Source organism: Janibacter melonis, assembly GCF_003721155.3.
Classification (GTDB): Bacteria; Actinomycetota; Actinomycetes; order Actinomycetales; family Dermatophilaceae; genus Marihabitans; species Marihabitans melonis.
Genome location: NZ_CP044548.2, coordinates 158,193 through 176,587, shown reverse-complemented (window position 1 = coordinate 176,587; position 18,395 = coordinate 158,193). Strand labels below are relative to the sequence as shown.

The window sequence follows — 18,395 nt, the reverse complement described above, 5'->3', positions numbered from 1 at the left end:
GAATGGATGACCAAGCGCGTCGCCCTCTATGCCCGGATCAGCGTCTCCAAGGAGGAGTCGGTCTCCGTCGCGCGTCAGCTGGACGCCGGCCGCAAGCTCGCGGAGGCGCGCGGCTGGGAGGTCGTGCTCGTCGAGAAGGACGACGGGGTCTCGGCGTCGAAGAGTAGGCCCGAGGATCGCGATGGATGGGGCCGAATCCTCCACTCCGACGAGCCCTACGACGCCGTGGTCATATGGAAGTTGGACCGGCTCGCCCGACGGACGATCGACTTCCTTCATGCCGACGGAGCCCTGCAGGCGCGCCGGCGGCCCGCTGCGGTCGTCTCGGTCGAGGAGTCGATCGACATGACGACCCCGATCGGCCGGGTCGTGGCGACAATCCTCGCTGCCTTCGCCGAGCTCGAGGCGTCCTCGATCTCGGCGCGCGTCTCGGCGGCGAAGTCGTACTTGGCGGAGGTGGGTCGCTGGCCCGGCGGGACCGCTCCGTACGGCTGGCACGCCGTCCAGCGCGAAGGCCTGCCGGGCTGGTACCTGGAGAAGGACCCCCGGACGACCGAGTACGTCGAGGGCGCGGCCCGGCTCGTCTTGTCAGGGGCCTCCGTCTACTCGGCCAAGCAGTGGCTCGAGGCGCAGGGCGCCCCTCTGCCCGAGGCGTCGCAGGGCACCCGCGTCCGGACCGGTTGGTCGTACCGGACCGTCGAGCGAGTCCTCAGGTCGCCGCTTCTCGCCGGGATGACGCGGAAGGGCGACGACGTCGTCCGGGGAGCGGACGGCCGACCACGGGTCGACGAGTCGCTGGCTGTTCTGACGGAGGGCGAGCGCAGGTTGCTGCTCGCGCTGCTCGACGACAAGACCGACCCGCGACGTCAGCCCAGGTCGTCCTCGGTGACAACGCCGTTCCTCGCGGGCGTGGCCGTGTGCGACGACTGCGAGAAGACGATGACCCGCGGCACGACCTCCAAGCGACCGGCACTCATCTGCACGGCGTGCCACATGACCATCAGTCGCGTGCAGCTCGAGGAGCACCTCGTCGCGCGCCTCCTCGACGAACGAGGGGACGAGCCGGTCATCGAGGTCACCCGCGAGGCACCGTCGATCGACGAGGCGGCGCTGGCGGACGTGGAGGCCGAGATCCAGGGGGCGACCGACGCGATGCGAGAGGATGACGCCGACGTCGCCGCCCTTGCCGAGCGGCTCGTCGCGCTCAAGAAGGCCCGCACGAAGATCAAGAGCATGCCCTCGAACTCCCCAGATGACTTCCCCTGGACGTTCTCGGGACAGACCGTGAAGGAGGCCTGGGCGGCCGCCGGGGACAACCATCTTGCCCGCCGACAGGTGCTCGTCGGTCAGCTCGACGGCGACCGGTTCCGCATTCGGCGCGGCAAGGTCGGCCGCTACCTTGACACGTCGCGAGTCGTCATCGCCTGGAACGAAGGGTTTCCGGCTATGGCTTGAGTGCGACACGAGACTCCGGTCAGGCTCGTGCACCGCGCGCGCGCTCAAACCACGCGCTGCCGCGCTGAAAGGGGTAGGCCCGGCCTCCGGTGGAAGCCGGGCCTACCGCGAACCCTCATACAATCTCCTAATGACGGCCCCGGACTCAGACCTTCAAGGCAGCCCTTCACCTCGCCAGTGGCGTCCCGATGTCCGAACCCTGCAATGGGCACTGGCGGTGGTCGACGAGGACGAGGTCGGTGAGAGCATCGACTCCTTCTACGCCAACGTGGGACGAGGGCCGGGTGCGCCCGCTCTGGGCGGAATAGCCGCAGAATCGGTGCTTCTCCCTCTCATCTCACTCGCGGAGGAGGCAGGCAAACTTGACCCGAGCCTACCCGTCCACGGATCAGACCCGGAGATCAGTAGCAGTTAATCCCGGTGAAGCGACGCTTCTGGCGCCACCCGTCGTCCAAGCCATTCACGACCATCTTGCTGTCGGCAACCCACGTCCGGGTCGCCGTGCGGCGGGTGGTGTCCTTAGTCGGGGGAAGGTAGAAGGTCGAGGCCTTCGTAGCGTTGACCCACAAGGTCTGACTCGGGGTATTGTCCGACCAGGAGTTCTGCGGCGGACCGGCTACGTACGTGTTCGGGCTGCACTTCCCTCCAATGATGTGCCCCAGTCGGCCGGAGAAGTAGACAGTGACCTTCCCGGGCGTACCCACGCAGTGGACTCGCACCTTTGCGATTACACTCCCCCGACCTTGCGCGGATCCCTTGCTGTAGTGAGGGCTCTCCGGCGTACCGTTGCAAGTAATGTCTTTCGGGGCGGCCTCGACTGCGGAGCTCCGATTCCCGGCCTTGGCCTTCTTCGAAGGCACTTCGACCACAAAGTCGTCCGACGAGACCTTCACCTCGAACTGGTCGCTCGCGGTGGTGGCGTCACTCCCGTTCCCAGGCCCGCCCACGGCGGCACTTCCACTAGGGAGAAGACCAAGAGCCACTGCACCTGCAGTAGCAACAGATAGAACGATATTCACTGAGACCCCTTCAGCCTTGTAATGGATTCTCCGGCGGAGAACAGGGCGACCATAGACGTGATCTTGTCGGAGCGCACTTTCGATATCGAGTACGCAACTGATCTCGCAACACGACGTCTGATTGCGGGCGGGAGTGTATGTTGTTCCGCTCGCATGACTCGCCCCTGCCTACAGGTAGTCGACTCGAAGGTCGTGCAGCCTGCGCTCCACCCCTACCAGTGCCTCACACACTTCGCCCAGCGACCTCTGCTGCGCGCGGACCACGTCGTAATACGCCCTCCACGGGTCTTCCGGATCCCGGGCAGCCCAGGGCCCCTCGGGCGGTTGTACCAACATGAGATCGCCCGTGCCTGGGTCATGGGGTCGACGAACGAAGATCAGACCAGACGTCCCGTCGTGGAACTTCGCGAGGGCGTCGAGAAGGGCGGCGAGCCGGTCTCGGAGCTCCCGATCCTTCAGGCGCACAAGCGCTTCCGACGCCTCGTGCCGAAACTCGTCCAGCGGGCGCAAAAAGTCGCGGTCGAAGTACTTGCACTCGTGCTGGCCGTTGATGATGGTGTCGCGAACTCGCCCGCCCACCGCCAGGTCGCCAAGCGTCTTGTTGACCAGTTCGACATCGGCCCTCATGCGCTTCGGCTCGACGAGCTCTGCGACCTGGCGCTGGAGTGTTTCGACCTCGCCCTCGGCCGCCTGCGCCCGGACGGTCAGCTCTGTCTCGTCGACCTCCCAGCCAATCCGAGCCTTTTCTAGCTCCTCGAGCTTGAGCCGGTGCTTCTCCTTCAACCCTGCGATCTCGTCCGCGTGCTCCTTCTTCAAGGCAGCGGCCTGGCGCTCGGCCTTGGCCGTCTCGCTCTCGCGCTCGGCCTCGGCCTCATCCCTCACCGTTTGAAGGTTCGTTGCGTGCCGAGTCTCTTCCTGCCCCCGCAGATGGGCATCGCTTCTTGACTGCCAAAGCACCAGGAACCCGGCGATCAACACGACGACCGCCAGCAGCACCCAACCGGTCCGGGCCTGGCCGTCAGCCATCTCGAAGTACCAATCCCGGACAGACAGGAGGTTGGCTACAAGGCCGAGCAAGAACACCGCGGCACCCAGCACGGCGATCGCCGCCCCAAGCACGACCGACCGTGACTGCCCGCTCGCCTTGCTCATAAGATCCGCTGCCCCACCCGTCCGTTTACGAAGCCGCCTCAAGTCTCGCACCCCACGGCAGCGCGTCGGAGGAAGCCTGCACGGCGTGCCGCGCGACGAGCTGGCGGCCAGGGCACGGGTGCTGCGATGGTGGCGCAGCAACGGCTGACCCGTACGTAGGCCCGCTCGACGACCGCTCGACGCACGCGATTTGACATCAGCACGCGTGTGCTACTCTTCCCTCCGCCGCTCTCCCGGGCCTTGAGCCGGGGATTGACGGATCTCCTTGAGAGACATACCCAGCGCAACCCTTCGCCGCGACCGCGTTCTCACGCAGTTTCGGCCAGCGAGCACATGCAGCTCGCCCTGTCAGCGCCCCTTGTCCCGGCTTCGGCCGTTCCTCAGGAGACCCGTCATGTCCGAGCAACCCCTCCATAGCGCCGTCCTCGACCGCATTGCCGACGCGGCGTTCGACCGCTGGAGGCGCGACCCGCGGGACCTGCTGTGCCCGCACCTCGACGACGACTACGACGGCCCGACGGTCCTCTCACAGGGCCACATGCGCTGCCCCGCGTGCGCCGAGAAGGCGGCGCCGGTCGAGTGCGACGGATGCGGTGACTCTCTCCTCGGCCGTACCGAGGTGTGCGCCGTCAGCGTCGAGTACGGCGACGGCGGGTTCGTCGTCGACATGCGGCTCTGCGCCGGCTGCCGGCGCGCGGTCACGTCGTGAAGTCCGCGCCGAAACATCGGGGTGCGGGCACGACCGGCGGCGACATCGTCATGGCGACGACCGGACCAGCCGGTCGCCTTCGAAAGGATCCGCCATGACCCACCTCTTCGCCTTCCACGAGGCCGCCCGCCGGCTCTCGGTGACCGCCGAGGTCCTGCACCAATGGGCCGAGCTCGGCCTGCTCCACGTCACGGAGGACGGGCTCGTGCTCGACTCCGACGTCGAGCGCATCGTCCGCGAGCGCGAGCTCGCGCGGCTCAGGCACCCGAGCTCGCGCTGACTCGGAGCGAAATCTTCGCCGAAAGTCATCTCCGCGAACCGTAGTGACGGCGCCTTCGGCGAAGATTCTCCGCCGCTCGGCATCGACTGCGCAACGACGTAAGAAAACCTCGGACATCTACACCCGATATCCCCGCTGTCGACGTATTCTCTTTACACCGAGCACGACCTGGGAACCGCACCCTAACGGGGACGAATATCAGGGTTTATCGTGCTCGCGGCTTCGACCCGGGGCAACTGGGAATCACGGTTGGGCAACACGCTCGACCCACCTTGCTCTTGATCGGAGAAACATGAGTTATCGAACTGTGGAACCCGGAGACCTCCTCACGGTGAGGGACGTCGCCGAACGGCTCTCGCTCACGCCCAAGACAATCTTCCGGCTCATCGCCGATGGCCGACTGCGGGCGTTCAAGGTCGGCGGGCAGTGGCGGATCGACCGAGAAGACCTGGGCACCTTTGTCTACGGCGAAGCCGCGAAGGAGTGCGCCGCCAGCGTCAACGGCCTTCGCGACCAGGCCGTAGACCTCGCCGACGACCCGACGCTCCCGGATACCCGTGAGGAGCGGAAGCGCGACGCCGATCCTTCGATGGTGCACCTCTGGTTCGACCCGTCACATGAAGAGGGCACCTATGAGATGGCCAAAGATTGGTCCCACATGTTCCTCTTCGACGTGGACTGCATGAACTACGGCTCGCGGACCTGTCTTGATTTCGCGGGCACGGACGAGCCGATGTGCTCCATCTGCAGCCATTGGGCCGGGGCCGACTGCCTGGAGCTGAACGACCTTGACCGGGCGCTCGACGACTACGGCATCTCGGCGAACACGATCCTCGCGCTGATTGCCAAGAAGGTCATCCCTGCTCAGCGGAACGGCGACCGTCTCATGTTCCACATGGGCGACATCCACCAAGTCATCGACGTGCCGCGCCTCGGACGTGCCACGAGGGCTGACCGATGAGCGCCGTCCCGGTGGTCTACCTCGTCCGTCGGGGAGGCCGCGCCGTCCTCGGCCGCGCGGTGATCCCGACGGAGCACCCGCGCTGGAAGGTCGAGTACGCGCTCACCAAGCTTGGCACCGAGCCGAGCTGGGTGGCTGCCGAGGGCGTATGGCGGCTCGACCGGACCCGGGCAGCGAAGAAGCTCGCCCGCACGCTCGCCGACCACTACGGCAGCACGTGGCTCGTGACGATCTCGAACGGGCCGGCCAAGCTCTGCACGGGGCCGTGCCTGCGGGCCAACCCTGACTACTCCGCGCTGTGCGAGTGCGTGTGCCAGGGCCTGTTCCACGGCGAGGGCGAGGGGGCGTCCCTCCGCCGCGTCGGGGACGACCTGCACGTCGTGCAGCACGGCACCGAGTTCAGGACCGGCATGCTCATCCACGGGAGCTCGTCATGACCCCGGACCTGCTCGCGACCAACGACATGACCGTCGGCGAGGCGGCGGCGCAGTACATGCGGCTCGGGTTCCCGGTCTTCGCGGTCAAGCCGGGCGGCAAGCAACCGGACACCCCACACGGATTCAAGGACGCGATCGTCGCGCCCGAGCAGAAGCTCCCGGGCGTCGCGCTGCTGTGGGACCGGGCGTCGTGGAACATCGGCCTGCCCACCGGCTCGGTCTTCGACGTGCTCGACGTCGACGTCAAGGACGGCAAGCCGGGTCGCTTCTCCCTTCGCAAGCTCGAGAAGGAGGGGCTGCTCAACGGGGCCGTCGCCCATGCCGAGACGCCGTCGGGAGGGTTGCACCTGTTCTTCCCGGCGTCAGGTGCCCGGGGCGGCTCGATCCCGTCTGCCGGCCTCGACTTCAAGGCGCTCGGCGGCTACGTCGTCGCCGCGCCGAGCGACGTCCTCGACATCACCGACTCCGGCGCCCTCGACGTCTCCCGATACCGGTGGACGTGGGCTCGGGGGCTCGGCGAAGGACACCCGATCGACTGGGACGCCTGCCGGCAGACCCTCGGCGCGCCGACGTCGGATCGCACCTACCGCGCCGCGCCGTCAGGCCTGCCGGTCGAGGACACGGTCGCCGGCCTGTCGCGATGGCTCGTCAGCCAGCCGAACAACCGGAACAGCGCCCTCTTCTGGGCGGCGAAGAGAGCAGTGGAGGAAGGCGCATGCACCGAGGACCAGCTCAAGCCCCTGGTGGCGGCGTCGCTGACGCTGTCCACGCCCGGTGAGACGAGGGAGGAAGAGCTGTGGAAGACCGTGCGATCGGCGCTCCGGCACTGACCACCGAGGCCGACGAGAACCCGTATGCCGCGCTCCCGTCGCGCGCGGTCAGGGCATCCGCCTGGACGCCCCGCCCGATGCCGTGCCTCGTCGAGGGCCTGCTCCACCGGAGCGGCCTCGGGCAGCTCGCCTCGAAGCCGGGGGTCGGCAAGAGCCCGCTTGCCGCAGACCTCTGCATCGCCGTCTCGAACCCCACGATGGACGGGGACCCGGCCTACTGGGCCGGGCTCCGGGTGCTCCGTCACGGCGCGGTCGTGTACGTCGCCCTCGAGGCCTCCGAGACCGTTCATGGCTACCTCGCCGAGCAGGAGGCCGCGCGGTTCGGCACCGTGGACGGGAGCGCGCGACGGGACGTGTGGCTCATCGAGGAGCCCGAGCTGCTCCTGGCCGAACCGGACGGCTCGATGTCGGCCCTAGAGCGCATCGGCCACGACGTCGACAGCGCTGGCTTGAACCCTGTGCTGTACGTCTTCGACACCCAGGTGGACATGCTCGGCGGCGTCGACGACTACAAGGGCACGGCCGTCACGCCGCTCATCGACAAGCTGCGCCGCTGGTGCGTCGCCCGTGACGCCTTCGGCCTGCTGCTGCACCACACGACGCACTCGCAGGACCGCGGCTCCGGCTCGATCAACATCCTCGGCAAGGTCGACACGGCGATGGTCGTCACGAAGGACCGAGACGAGGTCCTGAGCCTCGAGGTCACCAAGAGGAAGGGTCTGGGCAAGCCCCAGGGCGTCGCGACGGCCAAGTTCGACACCGGCCCGGCGGTCGGCACCGCGCAGCTCCGGTGGGTCCTCACCGGCGCCGACGCGGCTGATCTGAAGGTCGCCGAGGACGCCGAGAGGGACGTGCAGAAGGACACGCGCACCGCGGAGTGGCTCGAGCACCTGATGCCGAAAGAGGGCGAGTTGTGGACCGACTCGACCGGCAAGGACAGGGATCTGGTGTGGTCGAACGCCGACGCGGTCCGCTCCATGCAGGCTCTGGCCGAGCGTCCCACTGCCGAGGGAGGGCCGGTGGAGGTCCACGTCGACCGCCGATACATCTCGCCGATCCTCGACCGCCTCGCCTCCGAGGGCCGCATCGTCGACCTCGTCCAGCAGTGGAAGAGCGGCATGGGGCACAAGTGGCAGTCACGCGGGTCGTCGGAGCCACCCGAGGCGGACGTCGTCGCCTGACTCCCCTCCCGGGCCCGTGCGGTTGCTTCGGCAGCCGTGCGGGCCCTTCTCGTGCGGCCGGCCGACCGAAAAGCGGTACGGAGGGCCTCGTACCGCTTCGAGCGGGGCGGAGCGTCCGTACCGCTTCCCGTACCGCTTGCTCGGCAGGTCTGGACGGCGAAGCGGTACGTGGCCCTCGACGGTCCAAAACTGGTGCGGGCAGGTCATCGGGTGGCGGGTAAGCCTTGGAAAACCAACCTTTTCGCTGCGCGCCGCGACTTCGTGTACTTGTAAAGCGGAGCGGCGCATGCACCGCTTCTCGTACCGCTTTTCCGGTGACCCGCATCCGCAGAGTGAAAGCGGAGCGGTACGGGTTACATCTATATGCCCCGCGTACCGCTGCACCGCTTTGACCGTAGAGAAGCGTTTGAACTTGACAGAACTTCAGAATCTATTAACACGTTGGAGAAACAGAACTTTCAGAACCCGACAGAGAACGAAGAGTTGCGAGCCGCTCGCGAATCGCCCTGGACGCGACAGCATCGTCCCCATGAAAACCCCGGGCAATCCCCTGCCGGCCTTTCGTGAACCGGAGCTTCCTGGAGCGTCGAAAGAGGCCCGGGGTGGGAATGTCCTCCCTTCTGGCACGGGGAGTCCAGGGGCGCCTCCGTGGGCTCCTGAGCACGTGCTTGACCCCTTCTCCCCTGGGCCGTCGTCCCGCGAGGAGCTGATCGGCCTGATGACGAGACGCGACGGGGCCGAGCGATGAGCTACGACCCGCCCACCGAGGCCGAGACGAAGGAGACCTGGCGCCGGATCGGCGAGGCACTTGCCGAGGTGCACCGCACGGTCAAGCCCGTCATCGACCGCCTCGAAGCCCAGGAGCACGAACTCACCTCGGGAGACGCGATGTCCACCCGCAGGCACCGCCCCAGGAGGACCAGATGAGTACCCGGCCCCGCGTCACCGCCACCTACTGCCTCGACGCGTACAGCCTCGAACGGGCAGGCGTCGGCACCGTTCGCACCTCCCCGGGCGTGTCCATCGACCTCAGCTTCGACCTGCACGACCACGAGGCGGCGCAGAAGGCGCTCGACTGCGCGGTCGCCGACGTCCGCGCCCAGATCGAGGAGACCAGATGAGCGGCTCGGAATGTCGATGCTCGCGCCCGATCCAGGACGACGGCGCGATCTGCTGGACCTGCGCCCGCTCGGCGGCCGACGACCTCGTGACGCTGCGCTGGCTCGTCGACGAGCTCGACGTCACCGCCTCGCGCCAGTCCCGGGTCGGGACGGGCGGCGGCGGCGGACGGCGAGGCGGCGCGGAGCGGCCGCTGCCCTTCGACCCCCGCGCCTCCGAGCTACGGGCGACGATCCGGGCCGGGCTCGACTGGCTCGAGGTCGAGCTGCGGGGCGAGCTCGGACCGGCGGCGCTGCGGGCGCACGAGGACGCGGAGACGATCGCCTCGACCGCCGGGAGGTGGGTGGCCGACGCGACCCGAGCCGTCGACCTGCCGCCCGAGCGCCGCTATGTCGGGACCTGCGACGTCGCCGGCTGCGCCGGCCATCTCTTCGCCGAGCGGTGGCAGCCCACGGTCGTGTGCGGGCTGTGCGGGGCGCAGCACGGGGTCGAGGAGACGACCGCCCGCATGCTCGAGCAGATCCCCGACCGCCTGATGACGGCCGCCGAGATCGAGCGGCTCTCCGACGCGTCGGACTGGCTCGGGCCTGAGCCCGTGACTGCGAAAGAGGTCCTCCGCTGGCAGGACGAGGGCCGACTCCTGCGGCACGGCACGACCCGCCTGGTGCTCGGCCGGCAGCGACCTCTGTACCGCCTCGGCGACGTGCAAGAGCTGGCCGCCGAGCGCGACCGCCGACGCCACGACCGGAAGACGCGGAAGATCTCGGCGTAGGGGGGGCTCCCGACGTCGCGGAACCGCGACAGGGTGTTCTTCGGACGGCACGCCCATCTCGAAATGCGTCAGCGAGGCGAAGCATGGCGACACCGCGCGGCACGTCCCATCAGACCCGGCAGCGCAACAAGGCGCTGCTCGCGGCGTCGAGCGGCATCTGCCATCTCTGCGGCCACCCCGGCGCCGACTGCATGGACCACGTCGTGCCCCTCTACCTCGACGGCGAGGACGAGCCGCACAACATGCGGCCGGCGCACCACTTCGCCGAGTGCGAGACCTGCGGCGTGAAGTGCAACCGCGCGAAGGGACGACGCCGCGTCGCGCCCGTCATCCGATCCTCGGGATCGTTGCGAAGCTGAAGCGCCCCAGGGGGCGAATCCCCCCGTTCGTGCTCCCGGAACCATTCTCGGCGTAGCCCATTTGTGCGTGAGGGTCCCTACGCCACAGGACAACTTGTATAGCGAAGCCCTCCGCGGGCCCGGCAGGAGGCGACATGGACCTGTCCGTCGTGGCCTCAGGGACGACCGTGGAGGCGCTGAAGGCGGTCCGAGACGCGATCGTCCGAGACCTCGAGACCTGCGAGTCCATGCGAGACCGCGCAGCGCTCTACCTGCGCCTGTCCGACGTCCTCGGCCGGATCGAGATCCTCGACCCCGCCGCCCCCGCAGCGGACCCGATCGACGAGGTCGCCACCCGACGACGGAAGCGGCGTGGCGCCGCTTCTTGAGCCGGGCGCGATCGCCTGCGCTCCCCCGCGAGTTCGCTACGCGCCCCCCTCCGTCGAGAACTCGACCCCCGAGGTGGTCGACCTCTGCGCCGGGCTTGGCCTGCATCTCGACCCCTGGCAGGTCGAGGCGCTCGAGGTCATGCTCGGCGAGAAGGAGAACGGCGACTGGGCCGCCCGGACGTTCGGCCTCTCGGTCGCACGGCAGCAGGGCAAGTCGTCGGTCGCCGTCGCCCGCATCCTCGCCGGGATCCTCCTCTTCGACGAGCAGCTCGTCGTCCTCTCGGCGCAAGCGACCGACACCGCGAAGCAGGTCTTTCAACGCCTGATCGACGTCGTCGAGGACAACCCGTCGCTCAAGGCCCGGGTCGACAAGGTCAACCAGGCTCCCGGGCGCGAGGTCATCCGCTTCAAGACCGGCCAGCAGGTTCTGCTCAAGGCTCGCTCCACGCAGGGCATGCGCGGCTTCTCGGCCGACCTCGTCATCTGCGACGAGGGCCAGATCCTCACCGCCGACTCCTGGGCGGCGCTGCTGCCGACGCTCTCGGCGCGGCCGAACCCTCAGGTGCTCGTGCTCGGGACCCCGCCCTCGGACACCGCCGGGGCCGGGGCTGTCTTCGCCAAGATCCGAGCTGCCGGCATGCGCGGCGCGGCCGGCGAGCCCGTCGAGGGCACGGCCTGGCTGGAGTGGTCCGCCGAGGCCGAGGACGACCTTGACGACGAGGACACCTGGCGCAAGGCGAACCCCGCCTACCCGTACCGGATCCCCCGCGAGGCCGTGCTGGCCGAGCGGGCGTCGATGTCGGACCACGAGTTCCGTCAGGAGCGCCTCGGCGTGTGGGCGTCCGCCGCGTCCCGCGGGGTCGTGCCGACGCTCGCCTGGGAAGACGCGGCCGACGAGCACTCGCGCGCCGTCGACCGTCTCGCCCTCGGGGTCGAGGTCGGACCCGACCTCGCCTGGGCCTCCGTCTCCGTCGCCGGCCAGCGAGCCGACGGCGCCTGGCACGTCGAGCTCGTCGCCGACCAAAACACGAAGGGCCGTGGCGTCGGGTGGGTCGTCCCGCTCGTCGAGCAGCTCCTGTCCGCGAACCCTGAGATCAGAGCCGTCGTCGTCGACGTCGCCTCCCCCGTCAGCGCGCTGCTCATCCAGCGCGGGCCGAGGTGGTTCCTGAAGCGCGACGGCGCGGGCGACCGGCCCGGCGTCGCCGTTCACGCCCTGAAGGTCAAGGAGCTCGGCGCCGGGTGCGCGGCTCTCCTTTCAGGAGTCGTCACCGGTGACGTCCACCACATCGACCAGCCCCAGCTGACCGCCGCGGCCCTGGCCGTCGGCAAGCGGCCCCTCGGCGACACCGGCATGTGGGTCTGGAACCGACGGTCCGCCGACTCCGACGTCACGCCCATCCAAGCCGCCACGTACGCCCTCGTCGGCGCCGTCGCCGACCGGCCGACCAAGCCCGGCGCCGCCCGCGTGCTCGCGTCCGAGCCCGGCGCCCCGTCGTCCCGCGGCTCCCGACGAGCCGGGTCGCGGCGCCACTCCACCCGCCGATAGGAGGCCCTGATGACCGTCGAGCCCGTCAGGGTCAGCGGCCTCTCGGACGACGAGAACCGGCTCGCCAACGCCCTTCTCGCCCAGCTCGACGCCCGGGCCCCGCGGAACCGCGTCCGGTCCGACTACTACGACGGCAAGCGCGCACTGCGTCAGCTCAGCGCCGTCATGCCGGGCCACTACGACAACCTCGGGCTCGTGCTCGGCTGGGCAGCGAAGTCGGTCGACGCGCTCGCCCGGCGCTGCCACCTCGACGGCTTCACCTGGGCGGAGGGCGACCTCGACTCGCTCGGCCTCCGCGAGTTCGCCGACGACAACATGCTGCTGTCGGAGCTCTCCGGCGCACGGGTCAAGGCCTTCACCCACGGCGTCTCCTTCCTCGTCGGGACCACCGGCGGCGACGGCGAGCCGAAGGCGCTGCTTCACGCCAAGGACGCGCTCAACGGCACCGGCCGGTGGAACAGCCGCACGCGGCGGCTCGACTCCTTCCTGTCGGTCACCGAGCGCGAGAAGGACAAGGTCACCGGCTTCGTCCTGTACCTCGACGGCCTGACGATCCCGGTCTTGAAGGTCGACGGGCGCTGGGTCGCTACCGACCGCCACGAGCACGTCTACGGCGTCCCGGTCGAGCCGCTGATCTACAAGCCGCAGGGCCGCCCGTTCGGGTACTCCCGCATCTCGCGGCCGATCATGGGCCTGCAGGACGCCGCCGTCCGTGCGCTCATCCGCACCGAGGGCCACATGGACGTCTACTCCTGGCCCGAGATGGTCATCCTCGGAGCCGACGGCGGGGCCTTCCAGGACGAGGACGGCAACACCCTCGCGGCCTGGCAGGCCATGCTCGGGCGGGTCAAGGGCATCCCCGACGACGAGGAGCAGACGGACCCGTCGCTCGCGCGGGCCGAGGTGCTCCAGTTCCCGGCCGCCAGCCCCGAGCCGCACCTCGCCCAGCTCAATGCCTTGGCGAAGATGTTCGCCCGTGAGGCGTCGCTCCCCGACTCCGCCGTGGCGATCACCGACATGGCCAACCCGACCTCCGAGGGCGCGTACGACGCGTCTCAGTACGAGCTCGTCGCCGAGGCGGAGGGCGCGGTCGACGACTTCGACCGTCCGATCCAGCGCGCGATCCGCCGCGGCCTGCTGATGCAGAACGACCTTGACGAGGCACCCGCCGCCTGGTCCTCGATCTCGACGCAGTGGCGCAACCCGCGCTTCGAGAGCCGCGCCCAGGTCGCCGACGCCGGGACGAAGGTCGTCGCGGCGGTGCCCGGCCTTGCCGAGACCGACGTCGGCCTCGAGCTGATGGGCCTCACGCCCGACCAGATTCGCCGGTTCAAGGGCGAGCGCAAGCTCGCCGCTGGCCGGTCGCTCGTTGAGACGCTCGCGCCGTCCAAGGAGGCCGAGACGGCCGCCGAGCTCAAGGCTCGCTTCGACGCCCTCGGCGCGGCCATCAGATCGGGCGTCAGCCCGAACGACGCCGCGGCACGCCTCGGCCTGCCCGGGATCGAGTTCACCGGTGCCACCCCGGTGTCGCTCCGTCTCCCTGAGGCGGACGCGGCCGGTCTCGAGGAGAAGTAGTGCCGGTAGCCAGGCAGCGCGACGCGCTCCAGGAGCTCACGAAGGCCGCCCTGGACGACCTCGGTGCCGTGTGGGACCGGATGTCCGCGGCCGACGCGGTCGAGGTCCGTGACGCCCTCATCGAGGTGCTGCCCGCGCTCGGCGATCGCTACGGCGCCGCCGCCGCCGCCCTCGCCGCCGAGTACTACGACACGGAGCGCGAGCGCGCCGAGGCCAAGGGCCGGTTCGAGCCGGTCGTGCCCCAGGACCTGCCGCCCGCCCGGTGGGAGGCGCTCGCCCGCTGGGGCGTCGACCCGCTGTTCGCCGCCGAGCCCGACACTGCCGCGGCGCTGTCGCTCGTGTCCGGCGGGCTGCAGCGCTCGATCGCCGACCAGCACCGGCTGACCGTCGTCGAGTCGTCGGTCGCCGACCCCGCGGCCAGCGGATGGAGGCGGGCGACCCGAGCGGGGGCGTGCGGCTTCTGCCGGATGCTCGCCGGTCGCGGCGGCGTCTACAGCGAGTCGTCGGTCGAGTTCAAGAGCCACGACAACTGCCACTGCACCGCGAAGCCCGAGTTCGCCTCGAACGTCACGAAGGTCATCGGGGTGCCCTTCAAGTACAGCGAGCGAAAAGCGAACTGGTCTGAAGATCGCAAGCGGCAAGAAAATCAGCGCGTTTACGACTACCTGAAGAACGCGGCAGATTAACAAGAACTAGAAGTGCCCGCCAGGAGTTGCACCTCCTGACGGGCTGACGATGTGGAGGCATCGCCATGAGCGACATTACCGTCCAGACCAAGAGCTGCAACAAGTGCGGCGAACTCAAACCTCTCGAGGGTTTCTGTAAGAACCGCGCTTCCCAAGACGGCCGCAACTCTCGGTGCCGGGAGTGCGTCTCCCTCTACAACTCCGCTCGGTACACCGATCCTGCCTACCGAGCTAGCGAACTGCAACGGTCTGCGGCGCGGAGAGCCACGAGTCCGACCCGAAACGCCAGGCCAGACAACCCTTATCCCGGCTATCAGCACGGATTGGTGCTTGGCGAGTACGAGCTGTTGGCAGCAAGTCAACAGGGTCTATGCGCTATTTGCAGAGAGCCTGAAACTGCTATCGACCATCACACGGGTCGCCCTCGCCGTCTTGCTATCGACCATGACCACAAGCACTGCCCCGGAAGGTTCGGGTGCCAGCAGTGCATTCGTGGACTGATTTGCGGTCGTTGCAACAACGGCCTAGGTCGTTTCAGGGACGACCCCGACCGCCTTCGTGCGGCCGCCAAGTACCTCGAGTCCTTCGAGCGAAGCTAAGACTTACCCGCTCAGCGGGGTCGCGTTTACCGGTGCGCTCAAACCGGGGCTTTACACACGGAAGAGAGAGCACGCGATGAGCGGCAACCCTGGCACCGACGCCAACGAGTCCACCGAGGCCCAGGTCGAGGCCCCCGAGGCAGCTGACGAGACCTCCGTGGTCGAGGAGCAGCCAAAGACCTTCACGCAGGCCGAGCTCGACCGCGTCGTCAGCGACCGCCTGAGCCGCGAGCGCTCGAAGTTCGCCGACTACGACGACCTTCGCACGAAGGCCGCACGGGTCGACGAGCTCGAGACCGAGCTGACGACCTCCCGGCACGAGGCCACCAGAGCACGGGTCCAGGCCCGGCACGGCCTGACCGACGAGGACGCCGAGCTCTTCCTCACCGGCTCGGACGAGGCCTCCCTGACCGCTCAGGCCGAGGCGCTGGTCGCACGGACGTCGCAGCCCCGTCGCACGAACCCGGTCCCCGGCGAGGGGACCAACCCCGCTTCCCCGCCCGACCCGACGAGGGACTTCCTTCGCACCGTCCTGAACAAGGGCTAGGGCGCTCAACCCACCTCTTAGGAGAACGTCATGACCGTCAAGACCACCGACACGGTGCTCCCCTCGAACATCGAGGCCGGGATCATCGAGCGAGCCAAGACCGGCTCCACCGTCGCCGCCCTCTCCGGCCAGGTGCCGCAGCGCTTCGGCGCGACCACCATGGTCACCTTCGACGACGACCTGACCGCGGAGTTCGTCGAGGAGTCCGGCTCCAAGTCGAGCGACGAGGCCAAGCCGTCCACGGTCCTCGCCGTCCCGCACAAGGCCGTCGTCCAGCTTCGCACCTCCGACGAGTTCGTCTACGCCGACGAGGAGTACCAGCTCGGCATCATGGCAAAGTACGAAGAGAAGTGCAGCCGCGCTCTCTCCCGTGCTCTCGACCTCGGCCTGTACTTCCGCATCAACCCGCGGACGGGCAACGAGATCACCGCCTGGACGAACTACCTCAACTCGACGACCAAGCGCGTCGAGGTCGGGGCGGACGCCGACATGGACTTCGAGGCCGCGGCCGGTCTCGTCATCGGCGACGGCTACTCCGTCAACGGCGTCGCCTTCGACCCGACCCACGCCTGGACCCTGTCCACCGCCCGCTACGCGGACGGCCGGAAGAAGTACCCGGAGCTCGGCCTCGGCAGCAACGTCACCTCCTTCGAGGGCGTCAACGCCGCGGTCTCCAGCACCGTCTCGGGCAAGCCGGTCGACGGCTCGTCGGCCGACAACAAGGTCCGCGCGATCGTCGGCAACTTCCAGGGCGGCGTGAAGTGGGGCGTCCAGCGCTCGCTGCCGTTCAAGGTGATCGAGTATGGCGACCCGGACAACACCGGCCGCGACCTTCAGGGCCACAACGAGGTCGTCCTCCGCACCGAGATCATCTACGCCTGGTACGTCGACGCCGACCAGTTCGCGGTGATCGAGGACAAGGTCGCCTGATGCCGCGCCTCCGCAACGAGGCGAACGGGGTCGTCGTCAACGTCGACACCGAGACGGCGGCACGACTCGTCGGCTCGTGGACGGACCTCGAGAGCACCTCGAAGCCGACGCCCAAGCGCGCGGCCAAGAAGGCAGCTGCGGCTCCCTCCGGGGACGCCGACGGCTCCGAGGACAACTGAAGAAGGCAGGGGGCGACGTGTACCTGACACCCGACGACCTCGTCCCGTTCGCGGACATCGACGCGGCGAAGGCCGCGGCGATGATCGAGGACGCCGAGGCCATGGCAGCCACGGCCGCCCCCTGCCTCTCCAGCCCTCAGTTCGCCGAGGACGACACCCGGTCGAAGGCCGTCAAGGCGGTCCTTCGCGGGGCCGTTCTCCGGTGGCACGAGGCCGGGTCGGGCGTCCTGAGCCAGCGCCAGGAGTCCGCAGGCCCGTTCGGCCACTCGGAGTCCTTCGACACCCGCGTCCAGCGCCGGGCGATGTTCTGGCCCTCCGAGATCCGCCAGCTCCAGGACCTCTGCTCGACCTTCGCGGGTCGGCAGGGGCGCAAGGCGTTCGGGGTCGACACCGCCCCCGGCCGACAGGCGATCCACTCGGCGACCTGCTCCGTCCACTGGGGCGCGCCGTGCTCGTGCGGCTCCGTCCTCAACGGCGGCCGCGGACCGATCTTCGAGACCGGAGAGACCACGCCGTGAGAGCCGCACGCCCGATCGGCCACGAGGTCTACTCCGGCACGACGACCGACCCCCGCGGCAACGACGTCGAGACGTGGGCCGACCCCGTCGAGGTGCTCGTCTTCGGGTGGTACACCGGCAACCCTTCCGAGCCGGGAGTGGCCGGCCACGAGCGCACCGACGTCGACGCCGTCGTCCTCGCGCCCACGACCTTCCGACCCGGCCCGAACGACCGTGTCGTCCTCCCCGGCTTCGGCGCCTTCGACGTGACGGGCCCGGTCGAGGACTTCGCGCACGGCCCCTTCGACTACGAGCCGGGCGTGCAGGTCAACCTGCGACGCACCACGGGCTGAGGGGAGAGGAGAGCCATGGCACGCGTCGTCCACCACTCTCGCGCCTACTCCGAGCTCCTCACCTCCCCCGCCGTTCAGGCGCTCGTGCACGGCCATGCCGAGCGCGTCGCCGAGGCAGCCGGTGACGGGCACGTCGCGCGGCAGACCGAGAACCCGCACACCCGCGCCCGGTCCGCCGTCATCGCCGTCACCCGTGACGCCCGCGAGGCGAACAGCCGGTCCAACGCGATGATCCGCGCGCTCGGGGGCAGCTGATGACCGAGCTGCTCGCGCCGCCGGACGTCGAGGTCGGCGTCGTCGGCGTTCTCCGCGACGCCCTGCCCGACGCACGGGTCGGCACCCGATACCCGTCCTCGTCGCCCGAGCCTCCCCTGGTCGTCAGGGTCTCCGCCGTCGGCGGGCAGGCCCCGCGCCACCTCGTGCTCGTCGAGCCGCGAGTGCTCGTCGAGTGCTGGGCCGACGACGAGGGCGACGCGTTCGGGCTCGCCGGCCGCGCCCACGCGCACCTCTCCGAGACCCAGGGCCAGCTGCACGGGATGACCTTCCGCAAGGTGCTCGCCCAGCTGCCGGTCAACCACCCGGACGTCGGACGGCCCGGGCGCTTCCGCTTCCAGTTCGTCGCCACCGTCTACTCCCGAATGGAGCCCCTCGCATGAGCGACAAGACCCCTGCCGCCGCCAAGGCCGCCGACGAGGCAAAGCCGACCACCCGCCGCGTCTACCACCCCGTCTTCCCCGACGTGTCGCACGAGGTGCCGACTGACCAGGCGAAGGCATGGCAGAAGTCGGGCTGGCGCCTGACCGAGCTCCCCAAGGACGCGTAGTCCTCCAGACCACCCGCT

Annotated in this window: 25 protein-coding genes; 24 read left to right on the top strand and 1 reads right to left on the bottom strand. The window is 69.1% G+C overall.

The window, feature by feature from the left end; all coding sequences use genetic code 11:
- Positions 1-6 precede the first annotated feature (6 nt).
- The gene (locus EEW87_RS00835) at positions 7-1,455 is read left to right on the top strand and encodes a recombinase family protein (protein WP_123091042.1); all 1,449 of its coding nucleotides are present in this window, start codon (positions 7-9) and stop codon (positions 1,453-1,455) included.
- 1,187 nt (positions 1,456-2,642) lie between these two features.
- Here the strand turns inward: EEW87_RS00835 and EEW87_RS00830 are convergent.
- Complete coding sequence (locus EEW87_RS00830) at positions 2,643-3,626, bottom strand: eukaryotic translation initiation factor 3 subunit J (RefSeq protein ID WP_123091043.1); 984 nt, start codon at positions 3,624-3,626, stop codon at positions 2,643-2,645.
- Positions 3,627-4,020: 394 nt separating this feature from the next.
- Between EEW87_RS00830 and EEW87_RS00825 the strand changes: the two genes are divergently transcribed.
- From EEW87_RS00825 to EEW87_RS00715, 23 genes are all read left to right on the top strand, one after another.
- Positions 4,021-4,335 carry a hypothetical protein gene (locus EEW87_RS00825; RefSeq protein WP_123091044.1) on the top strand — a complete coding sequence of 105 codons (315 nt, stop codon included), beginning with the start codon at positions 4,021-4,023 and terminating at the stop codon, positions 4,333-4,335.
- A 94-nt stretch (positions 4,336-4,429) separates the two neighbouring features.
- Positions 4,430-4,615: a hypothetical protein gene (locus EEW87_RS00820; RefSeq protein ID WP_123091045.1), complete on the top strand. Its 186-nt coding sequence runs from the start codon at positions 4,430-4,432 to the stop codon at positions 4,613-4,615.
- 331 nt (positions 4,616-4,946) lie between these two features.
- Entirely contained in the window at positions 4,947-5,576 is a 630-nt protein-coding gene (locus EEW87_RS00815) for a helix-turn-helix domain-containing protein (protein WP_205473758.1), read from the top strand.
- On the top strand, positions 5,573-6,013 hold the full coding sequence (locus EEW87_RS00810; RefSeq protein ID WP_123091047.1) for a hypothetical protein: 441 nt from the start codon (positions 5,573-5,575) through the stop codon (positions 6,011-6,013). The genes EEW87_RS00815 and EEW87_RS00810 overlap by 4 nt, the downstream gene beginning before the upstream one ends.
- Entirely contained in the window at positions 6,010-6,843 is an 834-nt protein-coding gene (locus EEW87_RS00805) for a bifunctional DNA primase/polymerase (protein ID WP_123091048.1), read from the top strand. Before EEW87_RS00810 ends, EEW87_RS00805 begins: the two co-directional genes overlap by 4 nt.
- Positions 6,810-8,024, top strand: coding sequence for an ATP-binding protein (locus EEW87_RS00800; protein ID WP_148041523.1), 1,215 nt, complete (start codon positions 6,810-6,812; stop codon positions 8,022-8,024). The genes EEW87_RS00805 and EEW87_RS00800 overlap by 34 nt, the downstream gene beginning before the upstream one ends.
- Before the next feature lie 744 nt (positions 8,025-8,768).
- On the top strand, positions 8,769-8,951 hold the full coding sequence (locus EEW87_RS00795; protein WP_123091050.1) for a hypothetical protein: 183 nt from the start codon (positions 8,769-8,771) through the stop codon (positions 8,949-8,951).
- Positions 8,948-9,145, top strand: a complete 198-nt coding sequence (locus EEW87_RS00790) for a hypothetical protein (protein ID WP_123091051.1) — start codon at positions 8,948-8,950, stop codon at positions 9,143-9,145. Before EEW87_RS00795 ends, EEW87_RS00790 begins: the two co-directional genes overlap by 4 nt.
- The gene (locus tag EEW87_RS00785; protein WP_123091052.1) at positions 9,142-9,915 is read left to right on the top strand and encodes a hypothetical protein; all 774 of its coding nucleotides are present in this window, start codon (positions 9,142-9,144) and stop codon (positions 9,913-9,915) included. The genes EEW87_RS00790 and EEW87_RS00785 overlap by 4 nt, the downstream gene beginning before the upstream one ends.
- 83 nt (positions 9,916-9,998) lie before the next feature.
- Positions 9,999-10,274 (top strand): HNH endonuclease, encoded by a 276-nt coding sequence (locus EEW87_RS00780; protein ID WP_123091053.1) that lies wholly within the window; start codon positions 9,999-10,001, stop codon positions 10,272-10,274.
- A 134-nt stretch (positions 10,275-10,408) separates the two neighbouring features.
- The gene (locus EEW87_RS00775) at positions 10,409-10,642 is read left to right on the top strand and encodes a hypothetical protein (RefSeq protein WP_123091054.1); all 234 of its coding nucleotides are present in this window, start codon (positions 10,409-10,411) and stop codon (positions 10,640-10,642) included.
- 73 nt (positions 10,643-10,715) lie between these two features.
- Complete coding sequence (locus tag EEW87_RS00770) at positions 10,716-12,188, top strand: terminase large subunit (RefSeq protein WP_123091055.1); 1,473 nt, start codon at positions 10,716-10,718, stop codon at positions 12,186-12,188.
- A 9-nt stretch (positions 12,189-12,197) separates the two neighbouring features.
- On the top strand, positions 12,198-13,763 hold the full coding sequence (locus EEW87_RS00765; protein ID WP_123091056.1) for a phage portal protein: 1,566 nt from the start codon (positions 12,198-12,200) through the stop codon (positions 13,761-13,763).
- Positions 13,763-14,449: a VG15 protein gene (locus EEW87_RS00760; RefSeq protein ID WP_123091057.1), complete on the top strand. Its 687-nt coding sequence runs from the start codon at positions 13,763-13,765 to the stop codon at positions 14,447-14,449. Before EEW87_RS00765 ends, EEW87_RS00760 begins: the two co-directional genes overlap by 1 nt.
- 65 nt (positions 14,450-14,514) lie before the next feature.
- Positions 14,515-15,048, top strand: coding sequence for an endonuclease VII domain-containing protein (locus EEW87_RS17250; protein ID WP_123091058.1), 534 nt, complete (start codon positions 14,515-14,517; stop codon positions 15,046-15,048).
- 76 nt (positions 15,049-15,124) lie between these two features.
- The gene (locus tag EEW87_RS00750; RefSeq protein ID WP_123091059.1) at positions 15,125-15,595 is read left to right on the top strand and encodes a hypothetical protein; all 471 of its coding nucleotides are present in this window, start codon (positions 15,125-15,127) and stop codon (positions 15,593-15,595) included.
- A gap of 30 nt (positions 15,596-15,625) precedes the next feature.
- Entirely contained in the window at positions 15,626-16,525 is a 900-nt protein-coding gene (locus EEW87_RS00745; protein WP_123091060.1) for a phage major capsid protein, read from the top strand.
- Entirely contained in the window at positions 16,525-16,704 is a 180-nt protein-coding gene (locus EEW87_RS00740) for a DUF7302 family protein (RefSeq protein WP_123091061.1), read from the top strand. The genes EEW87_RS00745 and EEW87_RS00740 overlap by 1 nt, the downstream gene beginning before the upstream one ends.
- 17 nt (positions 16,705-16,721) lie before the next feature.
- Positions 16,722-17,222, top strand: coding sequence for a hypothetical protein (locus tag EEW87_RS00735; RefSeq protein WP_123091062.1), 501 nt, complete (start codon positions 16,722-16,724; stop codon positions 17,220-17,222).
- A complete protein-coding gene (locus EEW87_RS00730) occupies positions 17,219-17,554 on the top strand; it encodes a hypothetical protein (protein ID WP_123091063.1) in 336 nt (111 codons plus the stop codon). Before EEW87_RS00735 ends, EEW87_RS00730 begins: the two co-directional genes overlap by 4 nt.
- 15 nt (positions 17,555-17,569) lie before the next feature.
- Positions 17,570-17,809, top strand: coding sequence for a hypothetical protein (locus EEW87_RS00725; protein ID WP_123091064.1), 240 nt, complete (start codon positions 17,570-17,572; stop codon positions 17,807-17,809).
- Positions 17,809-18,210, top strand: coding sequence for a hypothetical protein (locus EEW87_RS00720; RefSeq protein WP_123091065.1), 402 nt, complete (start codon positions 17,809-17,811; stop codon positions 18,208-18,210). The genes EEW87_RS00725 and EEW87_RS00720 overlap by 1 nt, the downstream gene beginning before the upstream one ends.
- Positions 18,207-18,377: a hypothetical protein gene (locus EEW87_RS00715; RefSeq protein WP_163562355.1), complete on the top strand. Its 171-nt coding sequence runs from the start codon at positions 18,207-18,209 to the stop codon at positions 18,375-18,377. The genes EEW87_RS00720 and EEW87_RS00715 overlap by 4 nt, the downstream gene beginning before the upstream one ends.
- Positions 18,378-18,395 lie beyond the last annotated feature (18 nt).

Bases quoted from the DNA above. Each gene is read 5' to 3' on its own strand.
- EEW87_RS00775 (WP_123091054.1), top strand. From the start codon at position 10,409: ATGGACCTGTCCGTCGTGGCCTCAGGGACGACCGTGGAGGCGCTGAAG.
- EEW87_RS00795 (WP_123091050.1), top strand. From the start codon at position 8,769: ATGAGCTACGACCCGCCCACCGAGGCCGAGACGAAGGAGACCTGGCGC.
- EEW87_RS00825 (WP_123091044.1), top strand. From the start codon at position 4,021: ATGTCCGAGCAACCCCTCCATAGCGCCGTCCTCGACCGCATTGCCGAC.
- EEW87_RS00830 (WP_123091043.1), bottom strand. From the start codon at position 3,626: ATGAGCAAGGCGAGCGGGCAGTCACGGTCGGTCGTGCTTGGGGCGGCG.
- EEW87_RS00740 (WP_123091061.1), top strand. From the start codon at position 16,525: ATGCCGCGCCTCCGCAACGAGGCGAACGGGGTCGTCGTCAACGTCGAC.
- EEW87_RS17250 (WP_123091058.1), top strand. From the start codon at position 14,515: ATGAGCGACATTACCGTCCAGACCAAGAGCTGCAACAAGTGCGGCGAA.
- EEW87_RS00765 (WP_123091056.1), top strand. From the start codon at position 12,198: ATGACCGTCGAGCCCGTCAGGGTCAGCGGCCTCTCGGACGACGAGAAC.
- EEW87_RS00810 (WP_123091047.1), top strand. From the start codon at position 5,573: ATGAGCGCCGTCCCGGTGGTCTACCTCGTCCGTCGGGGAGGCCGCGCC.
- EEW87_RS00820 (WP_123091045.1), top strand. From the start codon at position 4,430: ATGACCCACCTCTTCGCCTTCCACGAGGCCGCCCGCCGGCTCTCGGTG.
- EEW87_RS00750 (WP_123091059.1), top strand. From the start codon at position 15,125: ATGAGCGGCAACCCTGGCACCGACGCCAACGAGTCCACCGAGGCCCAG.
- EEW87_RS00720 (WP_123091065.1), top strand. From the start codon at position 17,809: ATGACCGAGCTGCTCGCGCCGCCGGACGTCGAGGTCGGCGTCGTCGGC.
- EEW87_RS00790 (WP_123091051.1), top strand. From the start codon at position 8,948: ATGAGTACCCGGCCCCGCGTCACCGCCACCTACTGCCTCGACGCGTAC.
- EEW87_RS00715 (WP_163562355.1), top strand. From the start codon at position 18,207: ATGAGCGACAAGACCCCTGCCGCCGCCAAGGCCGCCGACGAGGCAAAG.
- EEW87_RS00745 (WP_123091060.1), top strand. From the start codon at position 15,626: ATGACCGTCAAGACCACCGACACGGTGCTCCCCTCGAACATCGAGGCC.
- EEW87_RS00780 (WP_123091053.1), top strand. From the start codon at position 9,999: ATGGCGACACCGCGCGGCACGTCCCATCAGACCCGGCAGCGCAACAAG.
- EEW87_RS00725 (WP_123091064.1), top strand. From the start codon at position 17,570: ATGGCACGCGTCGTCCACCACTCTCGCGCCTACTCCGAGCTCCTCACC.
- EEW87_RS00785 (WP_123091052.1), top strand. From the start codon at position 9,142: ATGAGCGGCTCGGAATGTCGATGCTCGCGCCCGATCCAGGACGACGGC.
- EEW87_RS00835 (WP_123091042.1), top strand. From the start codon at position 7: ATGACCAAGCGCGTCGCCCTCTATGCCCGGATCAGCGTCTCCAAGGAG.
- EEW87_RS00805 (WP_123091048.1), top strand. From the start codon at position 6,010: ATGACCCCGGACCTGCTCGCGACCAACGACATGACCGTCGGCGAGGCG.